Raw genomic sequence first — 11,838 nt, 5'->3', positions numbered from 1 at the left:
GCTTTGACAAGCGCACTTCCATGTCGAGCCAGCCCAGCAAAACCCTCGAGACCTTCCCCAATCCCGCTCCCCAGCGCGATTTCACGATCCGCATGCGGATCCCGGAGTTCACCTGCCTGTGCCCGAAGACCGGCCAACCGGACTTCGGCACGCTGTATCTGGAGTACGTGGCCGACCAGGCCTGCGTCGAGCTGAAGTCGTTGAAGCTGTACATCTGGAGCTTCCGCGACGAGGGTTGCTTTCACGAGGCGGTGACCAATCGCATTCTCGACGACCTGGTGGCGGCCACAGCGCCCCGCTTCATGCGGCTGACGGCCGTGTTCAACGTGCGGGGCGGGCTCTACACGCACGTGACTGCCGAGCACTGCGCGCCGGGCTTCACCCCGCGCCTGCCGCCCGCGGCATGGCATGTGGACCCCACCGGTGCCGGTATGCCACCGGCCTGAGCCGGCGTCAGTCGGGCGGATAGCCGGTGATGGCGCGAATGCGGCGGTACAGGGGCCGCAAGCGGCCATAGAGCGGTCGGTACACCTCGCGATACAGCCGGTCGTACCGCAGCTGATGGTCGGGGTCGGGCCGAAACACCTGCCCCACCCGCGTCATCGCCTGCACGGCGGCCTCGGTATCAGCGTGCAGCCCGAGACCCACGGCGAGGGTGATGGCGGCCCCCAACGCCGACGTCTCGCTGACCTGCGGACGCTCGACCGGCTGCCCGAGAATGTCGGCGGTGATCTGCATGACCGCATCGCTCCGCGCCCCACCGCCGGACACCCGGACCGTTCGCAAGGGGTGTCCCAGGCGGCGTTCGATCTGTTCCTTGCCCGCGCGCAGGCCGTACACCAGCCCCTCGATCAGGGCGCGGTACAGATGGGCTCGAGTATGGACATCGCCGAACCCGATGATGGCGCCTTTGGCCTCGGGACCGGGATCGCGAATCGCCGGGGTCCAATAGGGCTGCAGCGTGAGACCCTGGCTGCCGGCGGGCACCGATTGCAGGAGGTCGTCGAATATCGCTTCCACCGGCACCCCGCGTTGGCGCGCGATCTGCTGCTCCACGTGCGCGAACTCCCGCGCAAACCAGCTCACCATCCAGAATCCGCGATATATCTGGATCTCGGTGTTCCAGGCTCCAGCCAATGCCGCCGGATAGGCGGGCAATCGCGGCTGGACCTCGACATAGCGCCGCTGGGTGGTGTTGATGGTGGCCGAAGTGCCGAACGACAGTTGGGCAACATCCGCCGCCAGCGCCCCGCAACCCAGTACCTCGCAGGCTTTGTCGGCGGCGGCGGCAATCACCGGCAAGCCGGCTGACAGGCCGAGGGCGGCGGCGGCGGCGGCGGTGAGGCCGCCCATGGGCTGGCCGGGCGCAATCAGATCCGGCAGTTGTTGACGCCGGATGGCCAGCGCCTGCCATTTGAAATCACGCTGACCGGCCCAGCGCTGGCGGCGATAGTCGAAGGGCAGATACCCGACCTGCGCCGCAGTCGCGTCGACATAACGGCCAAGCATCCGATGATGGAGCCATCCCGAGAGCAGTAGGAATCGGCGCGTCCGTTTCCATAGCTCGGGCTGATGCTGCGCCAACCAGTTGGCCTCCGCCTGGGCCTGCAGGTGGTGTATCAGATCGGATGCCCCGGCCAACGCAAAGGCCGTCGACCACCATGGCCCCAGTGGCGGGGGCCGGGAGCAACGACGCTGGTCCGGCCACACGATCGCAGGTCGCAGCACGACCCCGGCATCGTCCACACAGATCACCGTGGCACGCTGCGTGGTCAGCGCCAGACCCGCGACCTCGCCAGCAGTCACCCGACCCTGCTGCCACAGTTGCTGACAGGCCTGCACCACTGCCTGCCAAAAACATTCCGGATCCTGCTCCGCCCAGCCAGCCTCGGGGGCGTGATACGGCGGGTCGAACGGAATCTGCACCTGATCGATCTGCCGGCCGTCGATATCGAAGACGATGGCGCGGGCGCTTTGCGTGCCGACATCGATCGCCAGCAGCCGGGGGGCAGTCACTTCACGGCCCGTGGATCGTGGCACTGGTGCCAGTGACGCAGGTAGGTGATCCGCGCCTGTTCGCAGGCATCGGCATCCCAGCCGAGTTCCTGCGCGGCAATCGCCAGAATCCGCGGCAGTTCGGCAGCACCGCCATCGGCCAGTAGCAGTCCGAGTCGGGTACGACGCAGCATCAGGTCCTCAAGCCGCACCACCTGCTCATGCCGTGCGGCCCAGCGCAACTCGGCCCAGGTGAAGGGCGTCGGACCGACCGTCGCCCGTTCGTCGCCGGGGGTGTCCTGCAGCAGCCGACCGGCCGCCGCGGGCCCCAGGCGCCCGTACAGATTCCGTTGACTGGCCACCGGCGCGGCACCGTCGAACAGTCGGGGTTCAGACGACAGGGAAAGCCCCGGGAGCTGGTGAGCCAGCTGCGTCAGGATCTGTCGCGCAGTACGCCGGAACGTCGTCAGCTTGCCACCCGTGGCGCCGACCAGACCCGGGACACTCCAAAGCGCGGACTCACGCGACTCGGCAGACGGGTCCGCCTTGCCACGATCCACCACAGGTCGAACCCCGGCAAAGCTAGCCGTGGCGTCGGCAAGGCTCAGACGCCGTGCGGGGATCGCCGCCCGCAGTCCGGCCAGCAGGTAGTCTGCCTCGGCCGCCGACATTCGCGGCGGCGTGCCATCGGCAACATGGTCGAGGTCGGTGGTGCCGACCACAACACTGCCAAGCCAGGGAATCGCAAAAACGGGACGCTGGTCCTGCGGATGCATCCATGAGAGCGCCTGCCGAACCGGCAATCGTTGTGCCGGAAAGACCAGATGACTCCCCCGGAGTGGACGAAGGCGCGGCGCGCCATCCGCGACCGTGGCCGCGTGTCCCACTGCCAACACTGTCACGGCGGCCTGAATATCGCGCGTTTCCCCGGTGTCGACATCGGTCAGGCAGACACCGACCACCCGCCCGGCATCCCGTCGAATCGCGGCCCGCGTGTAGTTGCGCGCATCCCCTCCGTCGGCCACCGCATCGAAGATCAGCCGCAGCACCAATCGGGCATCGTCAGTGACCGCGTCCTGGTAATGCATCGCCCCGATCAGATCAGGGTGCGTCAGCGCCGGCTCGCGATCAGCTGCTTCGGCCGCCGACCAGAACCCGGATTGATGCCGGCCGGCCATCCGGTCGTAGATCCACAACCCGGCCTGCATCGTCAGCCGGCCCGGCGGGCGCCCTCGATACAAAGGCATGACGAACGACAGCGGTTCAACCAGGCCGCCGGCCTCCGCCAGCAGGCGATCGCGTTCCTGCACCGATTCCCGCGTCAGGCGCCACTGTCCCTGCTTGAGATAGCGAAGTCCGCCATGGACCAATTTGGACGACCAGGCAGACGTACCGCCAGCGTAATCGCCGGCATCCACCAGCAGAACCCGGGCGCCGGCGCGAACCGCCTCCCGGAACACCCCCGCGCCGGTGATACCGGCGCCGACCACCACCAGGTCGAAGGTCGCCGGCAACGAGGCCAGTGACGGCCGGACGGGCCCCGTCACGTCAACAGCTTCCCGGGGTTCATGCGGCCCTCGGGGTCCAGTGCTGCGGCAGCAGCGCGCAGCAGCGCCATGCCCTGGGGCCCCTTCTCCTGCGGCAGGTAGGGGGCATGATCGACCCCGACACCATGCTGGTGGGAAATGGTCCCGCCGTGGGCAACGATGGTGGCCGAGAGCGCTGCCTTGAGGGACTGCCAGGCGGCGAGATCAGCATCCGGATCGCCCGCTGACGGAAACACGAAGGTGCTGTAGATGCTGCACCCCTGCGGGTAGACATGCGACAGATGGGTGAAGGCATGTCCGCGCTCGTTGCGCTGTGCAAAACAGTCGTGGGCAGTCCGTTCGAGCGCCCGCATCACCGGGGTAGCCTGCGACCAGGGGACACAGGTTTCGACCGTATCGGCACCGTAGCCCGCCTGCCACAGCGTGTTGCGCAAGTACGGCCCGCGGAAGCGGTTGCGTGCCCAGCCCTGCCCCATGGCCTTGCCGACATGGACACCGCCGCAACGACGGCTGATCACCATCGCCTCACGCAGCGACCGGCGGCACTGTGCGAGCGTGCCGGTGATGCCCATCATCAACAGGCACTGGCCGTCACCGATGCCACGCAATCCGAGATATCGCTGCAGCCAGGCCATCAGCTTCTCGTGCCCGGCAAGCCGCAGCTGGGTCTCGGTTTCGAGCTCATTGGAAAGGCGCAGCATCGACAGCGGAATCTCGCTTTGACCGATCATGCGCACCGCGTCCAGTGCCGCATCCCAGTGCGGAAAGAAAACGCCATGGAAGTGTTCCTGCGCCGGCCGTGGTCGTACGCGCACCATCACCTCGGTCAATAGCCCAAGACGACCTTCGGAGCCCAGAACCATCTCGCGAAGATCGGGGCCAGCGCTGGATGCCGGAACAGTCCCGACCTGCAGAGGGCCTTGCGGTGTCAGCAGACGCCCGCCGTGGAACAACTGCTCGATCCGTCCGTAGCGGTAGCTCTGTTGCCCGGAGGAACGGGTCACCACCCATCCGCCCACGGTCGAGTACTCGAAGCTCTGCGGATAATGCCCCAGCAGATAGCCATGCGGTCGGAGTTGCGCCTCCAGCGCCGGGCCGCTGACACCTGCACCGAAAGTGGCAAGTCGATGGTGGGGGTCGAAACCGGTCAGCCGATTGAGTCCGGCCAACGCGATATTGACCACCGGCCGATCACTGGCAGGAATGGCCAGATGTCCGACCACCGAGGTCCCCCCTCCATAGGGGACGACCGTGGCGCCGAGCGCCAATGCCTCCCGCAACATCGACTCGGCGTCGGCGGCCGTTTCCGGGCAGCCGACAGCATCCGCCACCGGGCCGAAGCGGCCTGACTTCATCGCGATCCAGTCCGGAAAGCTCTGGCCGCGTGCATGATCGAGTCGGGCCTCGGCGTCGGTACGCCAGCCGGCGCCGAAGCGCCCTCTGGCCGGCGGCACGGCGGCCAGGGCAACAGCCCGGGTCGCGTCGGGCCTGGGGCGACCGGGCCCGATGCGCTCGGCCAGGAAGGCCAGCGCCATCGGCGTCAGCGGAAAATCGGTGGTGACATCTCCCCAGCCGTTCCAGCGTCGCATGTGAACCCCACGACAGACGAGCGCCGAGTATAGCGGCGGCTCAGGCGGTCACTGGCACCGGTAAATGCCGCAGCGTGTCGAGGGTGACCCAAGGCAGCGGCCCACCGGCGCCGCGCAACACGCAGCTGGGTGCGCCCGGCTCGCCGAGGCTGGAAACCACCAATGCTGCACCGGAGAAATCTTGCTCGCGGGTGTCGTCGTTGACGGTCACCACGGCCGGCAAGCCCGCCGCACGCGCCGCCCGCAGGCCCATTTCGGAATCCTCGAGGGCAACACAGTCGGCCGCCGTCAACCCGAGTCGCGCCATTGCGAGGCGGTAGAGATCGGGCGCCGGCTTCTTGTGCCCGACTTCCTCGCCGCTGGCCACCACCTCGATCACGCTGCACAGGGCGGGGCCCATGATGAATTTGAGCACCGGGTTCAGCGTCTTGCGGCTGGCATTGGTGACGATGGCCAGCCGGACACCGGCGTCATGGGCCTCGCGCATCAACCGGGCAATCCCCGGCCGCAGCGGCACCTGCCCCCGGCGCATGAAACGCCGGAAGTATTTGGATTTCAGTGCATGCACTTCGGCCACCCACTGGTCGAGATCGGCGTCGACTGCCGCCCGATGAGTGCCGAGATCGGGTTGGTATTTCAGAATGTAGTGACGCAACCGCTCGCGTCCGCCCGGCTGCCGCAACAACTTCCGGTAGAGTTTGGGGCCCCACCTGAACCCCAGACCCATCTGCCGGAAAGCACGGTTGTAGGCGGGGCGGTGACCCAGCGACTCAGTGTCCGCCAGGGTACCGTCGACATCAAACAGGATGGCCTTGAGGGTCATGCGCACGGATGAAGTGCGCCGACGGTCCAACGCGGGGGGACCATGAATTTCGGACGTAATCGGATGATGGCGAGACTGTAACAAAGTGTCCAAAAAAATCGTAGCGCCCGACCGCTATTGCGGCCGCTTCGCGCCAACCCCCAGCGGCCCGCTGCACCTGGGCTCGCTGAAGACCGCCACCGCCAGTTGGCTGCAAGCACGCCGGCAGGATGGCGTCTGGCTGCTGCGCATCGATGACCTGGATCAGGCCCGCTGCCCAATCGGCATGGACGCAGTGATCCTTCGACAGCTGGAAGCCTGTGGGCTGACCTGGGATATGTCGGTTTGGTACCAGCGGGAACACTTGGCGTCATACCGGGCAGCTCGCGACGCCTTGTGGGACCAAGACCAACTGTTCCGCTGCGATTGCACTCGCGCCGCCCTGCGCGCGCGCGGCATCGACGGCAACCAGGGCTCCTACGACGGTCACTGCCTGAACCACCCGCCCGGCGACACGGCCCTGACCGCGCTGCGATTCCGATGGCGAACGGGGACCTTGGCGTTCGAGGATGGCGCCGCCGGCCGCCAGCAGACCACGGCTGCCGCCCTGGACGGATTCGTGGTGTGGCGACGGGATGGCATCCCCGGGTACGCGCTCTGCTGTGCGGTCGACGAAGCGGCAATGCGCATCACCGAAGTGGTCCGGGGCGATGACCTGCTGCACGAGACCTTCTCCCAGTGTGCGGTCATGGCGGCGCTGAACCTTCCGCGCCCCCGCTACCAGCACCTGCCGGTCATGCTCGACGACCATGGACGCAAACTGTCGAAGCAGAACCACGCCACCCCGATCGGTGACTCTGCAGCGGCTGCCGCCACCGCCATGACGACGGTACTGCGGCAGTTGGGCCTTCCACCGCCGTCAGCAGTTGCAACCGCACCGCCGGTCGAGCAGTTGCAGTGGGCATTGTCGCAGTCGGACCCGACGGTTCACCGGTCTGGCGCTAGTGGCGCGGGCGCCGATCTGGCATGATTCGATGATGCACTGCAACAAACTTGTCGTTCACCATGTCTGATACCCGCATCATCAAGAAATACCCCAACCGACGTCTCTATGACACGGCCATCAGTCGTTACATCACGCTGGAGGAAATTCGACAGCTGGTGATTGACGGCGTGGAGTTCAAGGTCGAGGACAAGCGCACGCACCAGGACATTACCCGCAGCATCCTGCTGCAGGTCATTGCCGAGCGCGAAGAGAACGGCACGCCCATCTTCACAAACGAGCTGCTGCAATTCGTGATTCGCTACTACGGCGACCCGATGCAGGCCAGCATCACGCGTTACCTCGAACTGTCGTTGAGACTGTTTGCCGAGCAGCAACAGCACTTCACCGAGCAGTTGCGCAACATGCTGGGCCAGGCACAGCAGCCGTTGCAGATCCTCAAGGAGCTGGCCGACCGCCAGAAACCGATCTGGAAATCGGTCCGGCGTGAATTTATCCGGAACTTGTCGGATCGGGCGAAGTCCATCAAGGCGAAGCTTCCGGAAACCTGAGCGCGAGCCGCTCCGGGAACCGCGACGAGCGTCACATCGAAGACTTAAGCAACTGATTTATTTAATATTTATGTAATATTGCGCGAGTTGACATAGTAGTAAGTCATCTCTATACTGCACTGCAACATAGTTCAGCGCACAAAAAACCCGACACGTCGGGTGACGTGCCGGGCTGAAAAGTCTCCTCCAGAAAGGCCTCGCGCCTTTCTCGCACCTTGCCCCCCAAACCCTTGGGGGGCTCTTTTTAATTCCCCCCTCCAGAGGCCCTACGTGTCGCCGCTATTGCGGTTCGACATGGTATTTGGTGTCTGCGGGGTATTGTCATGAATCAGTCCTGACAAAGCAAGCACCGAAGTCGTGCACGCTCAGCAGTCAGTTGCCCCGAAAGGAAGCCGGTAGTGTCGCGGGGCCCACTGCACCGGGCCCCGCGACATCGACTCAAGCGTCTGCCACGTCGACCGACTTCATCGACAAGCGAATCTTGCCGTCGCGGCTGACTTCCAGCACCTTGACGCGCACCGCCTGCCCTTCCTGCACCACATCGTCCACTTTCTCGACCCGCTTGTCGGCGAGCTGCGAGATGTGGACCAGACCATCTTTGCCCGGCGCGATGGTGACGAACGCGCCGAAATCCATGATCTTGGCGACCTTGCCTTCGTAGATCGCCCCCACTTCGACATCGCGTGTCAGCGCCTCGATCCGGGCGATGGCAGCTTGCGCGGCCTGACCATCGGTCGCTGCCACCTTGATCGTGCCGTCGTCATCGATGTCGATCTGGGTGCCGGTATCGCGGGTGATGCTCTGGATGGTCGCACCGCCCTTACCGATGACTTCACGAATCTTGTCGGGATGGATCTTGATGGTGGTAATGCGCGGCGCGTACGGGGACATTTCGGCCCGCGGTGACGCCAACACTTCATTCATCTGCTCGAGGATGCTGAGCCGGGCCGACTTCGCCTGCTCGAGCGCCTGCTGCATGATCTCGCCGGTGATACCGGCGATCTTGATGTCCATCTGCAGGGCGGTAACGCCGTTCTGCGTACCCGCCACCTTGAAGTCCATGTCGCCCAGGTGATCTTCGTCGCCGAGGATGTCGGTCAACACCGCCCACCGGTCCCCTTCGAGAATCAGTCCCATGGCCACACCGGCCACAGGCGCCTTCAGCGGAACGCCGGCATCCATCAGCGACAGACAGGCACCACACACCGAGGCCATCGATGACGAGCCATTGGACTCGGTGACTTCGGACACCACCCGCACCACGTACGGAAATTCCTTTTCCAAGTCCGGCATCACCGCGGCAACGCCGCGCTTGGCGAGGCGGCCGTGGCCGATTTCACGCCGCTTGGGCATGTTCATGCGACCCGTTTCACCGACGCAGTACGGGGGGAAGTTGTAGTGGAACATGAACTTGTCATGCCACTCGCCCTCGATCGCGTCGATGATCTGGTAGTCCTTGCCCGATCCCAGCGTCACAACCGCCATTACCTGGGTCTCACCGCGCGTGAACAGGGCCGACCCGTGCGTCCGGGGCAGTACACCAGCGCTAATGGCGAGCGGCCGCACGGTGAAACGGTCTCGGCCGTCGATACGCGGCTGACCGTCGAGAATACGACCACGGACCACACCGGCTTCGAGCTCGTGGAGACCGTCCTTGACCTGCTGGTCACTTAGGGCATCGGGCTTGCCGGCGATGGCTGCGGTGCGCACTTCGCCCAGCTTGCCGTAGCGCGCCTGCTTGTCGGTGTGCGTGTATGCCTCGGCCACCGCAGTGGCGTACTCGGCAACATAGGCCGATACCGCGTCCTGGCTGGCGGCCTGCCAATCCCACTTCGGCTGACCCGCCGCGGCGACCAACTCATTGATGGCCTGAATCGCCACCTGCATCTGCTCGTGGCCGAACAGGACGGCCCCCAACATGACCGCCTCCGGCAGCATCTTCGCTTCCGACTCGACCATCAGCACCGCATCACGGGTGCCAGCGACGACCAGGTCCAGTTCCGAGGTCTTGAGTTCACTTTCGGGCGGGTTGAGCAGAAAGTGACCATCCTTGTAGCCCACCCGCGCAGCACCGATCGGCCCCATGAAGGGGGCCCCGGTAAGCGCCACCGCAGCAGACGCCCCGATCATGGCCGGAATGTCGCCGTTGATCTCGGGGTCGAGCGACATCACGGTGGCAGCAATCTGCACTTCGTTGAGGAACCCGTCCGGAAACAGTGGGCGCAAGGGACGGTCGATGAGGCGCGATGTCAGCGTCTCCTTCTCGGTCGGGCGGCCCTCGCGCTTGAAGAAGCCGCCGGGGATGCGGCCACCCGCATAGAACCGCTCCATGTAGTCAACGGTCAGCGGAAAGAAGGACTGGTCCGGCTTGGCGTCCTTCTTGGCGACACAGTTCACCATCACAACGGTTTCGCCCATGCGAACGATGACGCTGGCGGCCTGCCGGGCAATGGCACCGGTTTCAAGCGTGACGGTCTGGTTGCCGTACTGGAAGGTCTTGGTAACGGCCGCAGCCGGGGTGGCGGGAATCGCCATAATTTCAGCTCCTCATAATGAAAGAAGCCGCCCGGCACCCGAACGGGTTGCGGCGGCTTCTTGAAAGGTCAACAGACGATCCGGCGAACGGGCAATGCCCGACATGTACGCCGTTCCGCTGGCGAACACGGTCCTAGCGACGCAGACCGAGGTCAGCGATCAACTTGAGATAGCGGGCTTCGCTCTTGCGCTTGAGGTAGTCAAGCAGGCCACGGCGCTGGTTCACCATCTTCAACAGCCCCCGACGGGAGTGGTGATCCTTCTTGTGGTCGGCGAAATGGCCGCCCAGGCTGCTGATACGGGCGGTCAGCAGCGCAACCTGGACTTCGGGGGAACCGGTATCACCGGGGTTGCGCGCAAACTTCTGAGCCACCTCAGCCTTCTCGGCCACGGACATCGTCATGTAAAACTCCGGAAAATTCGAAAAATCGGACAGCAAGCGATTGCAAAGTCCTCTATTGTAGCTTTCTACACAGATCGACTGCAATACGATCTGTCATGTCGCGTCATCGGCAAGCCAGCGCCGGGGCTGTAGCTTGCCGTCGGTCAGGTCAGCGAGGCACAGCGCTCGCGCCTCGGCGTCGACCACCGCGACCAAGGTGTCTGCCATCTGTGCATCCACGGGCACCTGCAGCCCTCGCCGCAGCAAGACCGCAGCAGCGGAATCGACGGCGATTTTCGGCCAGTCCGGCAGGGCTGATGCCAGCGGCTGCAGCAATCGATCCAGCGCCGCCAAGCCGCCGCCGTCGTAGGTGGCGTCAAGCTGTTCCAATGTCACCATGTCCCCGACGAAGGGTCCCGCCTGCAGCCGTCGCAAGCCAACTAGATGGGCCACCTCGCCCATCGCTCGAGCAATGTCTTCGGCCAGGACACGAATATAAGTGCCCTTGGAGCAGCGAACGTCAACGACAAAGCCATCCGTGCGGGTCGACTGGAGCTGCAGCGCGTGGACCATGATCGACCGCGCTGGGCGCTCCACCACCTGCCCTTCGCGGGCCAGCTGATACAGGCGCACTCCGCCCTGCTTCAGTGCCGAGTACATGGGAGGCACCTGCTGCTGGGGTCCGACAAACTGCCGAAGCACGGCTTCCAAGGCGGCGACGTTGAAGCCGGAGAGGTCGCTGTGCGCAATCGGTTCGCCCTCGGCATCTCCGGTGTCGGTGGCAACGCCCAGGCGCACCGTGGCCAAGTAACGCTTGTCGGATTCCAGCAGGTATCCGCACAGCTTGGTGGCCTGCCCCAGGCACACCGGGAGCATGCCGGTGGCCATCGGATCGAGGCTGCCGACGTGGCCGGCCTTGTCGGCCTGGAATCGACGCCTCACCTCGATCAATGCGGTGTTTGATGACAGGCCCTTGGGCTTGTCCAGCGGCAGGATGCCGCTGATGACCCGGCGCGGCCGGCGCGGGGCACTCATTGCGCAGCGGGTGGCTCGTCCCCACGCTGACGCGCGTACTCATCGTCCTCGCGAACCACCTTGTTGATGAGTGCGCCGATCTGATCGCCGACCCGCAAGGCGATGTCGGCTTCGAACTTCAGTTCAGGCAAATACCGCAGCGCCATGACCCGACCCACCGCGTGGCGAAGTCGCCCGGCAGCCCGATTGAGCACCTGAACCGCCACCTTCAGCTCGTCATCGGTGCCGAAACAGCTGACCCGGATCCGGGCATTGCGGAGATCCTGCGCAACATCGGCGGCAGTGACCGTGATGCCCTTGACCCGCGGGTCCCGCAATTCGGTCCTGATCACGTCGGCCAGCACCTGCTGGAGCTGGGTGTTGACACGGAGCTTTCTGGAAAATTCCTTGGGCATGGAG

Annotated in this window: 11 protein-coding genes; 3 read left to right on the top strand and 8 right to left on the bottom strand. The window is 65.1% G+C overall.

Features of this window, described 5'->3' with window-relative positions:
• The first annotated feature begins 20 nt into the window (after positions 1-20).
• Positions 21-446: a preQ(1) synthase gene (gene queF / locus JN531_RS12425; protein WP_228349178.1), complete on the top strand. Its 426-nt coding sequence runs from the start codon at positions 21-23 to the stop codon at positions 444-446.
• A gap of 7 nt (positions 447-453) precedes the next feature.
• Here queF and JN531_RS12420 read toward each other — a convergent pair whose 3' ends face one another.
• The 4 genes from JN531_RS12420 to JN531_RS12405 are packed head-to-tail and all read right to left on the bottom strand — an operon-like array spanning position 454 to position 5,954.
• On the bottom strand, positions 454-2,016 hold the full coding sequence (locus JN531_RS12420) for an FGGY-family carbohydrate kinase (RefSeq protein WP_228349177.1): 1,563 nt from the start codon (positions 2,014-2,016) through the stop codon (positions 454-456).
• Complete coding sequence (locus tag JN531_RS12415; RefSeq protein ID WP_228349176.1) at positions 2,013-3,542, bottom strand: glycerol-3-phosphate dehydrogenase/oxidase; 1,530 nt, start codon at positions 3,540-3,542, stop codon at positions 2,013-2,015. Before JN531_RS12415 ends, JN531_RS12420 begins: the two co-directional genes overlap by 4 nt.
• A complete protein-coding gene (locus JN531_RS12410; RefSeq protein ID WP_228349175.1) occupies positions 3,539-5,131 on the bottom strand; it encodes an FAD-binding oxidoreductase in 1,593 nt (530 codons plus the stop codon). Before JN531_RS12410 ends, JN531_RS12415 begins: the two co-directional genes overlap by 4 nt.
• Before the next feature lie 40 nt (positions 5,132-5,171).
• Positions 5,172-5,954: an HAD-IA family hydrolase gene (locus JN531_RS12405; RefSeq protein ID WP_228349174.1), complete on the bottom strand. Its 783-nt coding sequence runs from the start codon at positions 5,952-5,954 to the stop codon at positions 5,172-5,174.
• A gap of 85 nt (positions 5,955-6,039) precedes the next feature.
• Between JN531_RS12405 and gluQRS the strand changes: the two genes are divergently transcribed.
• Positions 6,040-6,963, top strand: a complete 924-nt coding sequence (gluQRS, locus tag JN531_RS12400; RefSeq protein WP_228349173.1) for a tRNA glutamyl-Q(34) synthetase GluQRS — start codon at positions 6,040-6,042, stop codon at positions 6,961-6,963.
• A 35-nt stretch (positions 6,964-6,998) separates the two neighbouring features.
• The gene (phaR, locus tag JN531_RS12395) at positions 6,999-7,487 is read left to right on the top strand and encodes a polyhydroxyalkanoate synthesis repressor PhaR (protein ID WP_228349172.1); all 489 of its coding nucleotides are present in this window, start codon (positions 6,999-7,001) and stop codon (positions 7,485-7,487) included.
• 438 nt (positions 7,488-7,925) lie between these two features.
• On the opposite strand, the gene pnp is transcribed toward phaR, so the two are convergent.
• The 4 genes from pnp to rbfA all read right to left on the bottom strand — a co-directional run bounded on the left by pnp (position 7,926) and on the right by rbfA (position 11,834).
• Complete coding sequence (gene pnp, locus JN531_RS12390) at positions 7,926-10,022, bottom strand: polyribonucleotide nucleotidyltransferase (protein WP_228349171.1); 2,097 nt, start codon at positions 10,020-10,022, stop codon at positions 7,926-7,928.
• A gap of 133 nt (positions 10,023-10,155) precedes the next feature.
• Positions 10,156-10,425 carry a 30S ribosomal protein S15 gene (rpsO, locus tag JN531_RS12385; protein WP_228349170.1) on the bottom strand — a complete coding sequence of 90 codons (270 nt, stop codon included), beginning with the start codon at positions 10,423-10,425 and terminating at the stop codon, positions 10,156-10,158.
• 93 nt (positions 10,426-10,518) lie between these two features.
• Positions 10,519-11,439: a tRNA pseudouridine(55) synthase TruB gene (gene truB / locus JN531_RS12380; RefSeq protein ID WP_228349169.1), complete on the bottom strand. Its 921-nt coding sequence runs from the start codon at positions 11,437-11,439 to the stop codon at positions 10,519-10,521.
• Entirely contained in the window at positions 11,436-11,834 is a 399-nt protein-coding gene (gene rbfA, locus JN531_RS12375; RefSeq protein ID WP_228349168.1) for a 30S ribosome-binding factor RbfA, read from the bottom strand. The genes truB and rbfA overlap by 4 nt, the downstream gene beginning before the upstream one ends.
• Positions 11,835-11,838 lie beyond the last annotated feature (4 nt).

The sequence above is a fragment of the Flagellatimonas centrodinii genome (assembly GCF_016918765.2).
GTDB lineage: Bacteria > Pseudomonadota > Gammaproteobacteria > Nevskiales > Nevskiaceae > Polycyclovorans > Polycyclovorans centrodinii.
This window is presented reverse-complemented; position numbering and strand designations above follow the sequence as displayed.

Bases quoted from the DNA above. Each gene is read 5' to 3' on its own strand.
- queF (WP_228349178.1), top strand. From the start codon at position 21: ATGTCGAGCCAGCCCAGCAAAACCCTCGAGACCTTCCCCAATCCCGCT.
- JN531_RS12410 (WP_228349175.1), bottom strand. From the start codon at position 5,131: ATGCGACGCTGGAACGGCTGGGGAGATGTCACCACCGATTTTCCGCTG.
- JN531_RS12405 (WP_228349174.1), bottom strand. From the start codon at position 5,954: ATGACCCTCAAGGCCATCCTGTTTGATGTCGACGGTACCCTGGCGGAC.
- phaR (WP_228349172.1), top strand. From the start codon at position 6,999: ATGTCTGATACCCGCATCATCAAGAAATACCCCAACCGACGTCTCTAT.
- pnp (WP_228349171.1), bottom strand. From the start codon at position 10,022: ATGGCGATTCCCGCCACCCCGGCTGCGGCCGTTACCAAGACCTTCCAG.
- rpsO (WP_228349170.1), bottom strand. From the start codon at position 10,425: ATGACGATGTCCGTGGCCGAGAAGGCTGAGGTGGCTCAGAAGTTTGCG.
- truB (WP_228349169.1), bottom strand. From the start codon at position 11,439: ATGAGTGCCCCGCGCCGGCCGCGCCGGGTCATCAGCGGCATCCTGCCG.
- rbfA (WP_228349168.1), bottom strand. From the start codon at position 11,834: ATGCCCAAGGAATTTTCCAGAAAGCTCCGTGTCAACACCCAGCTCCAG.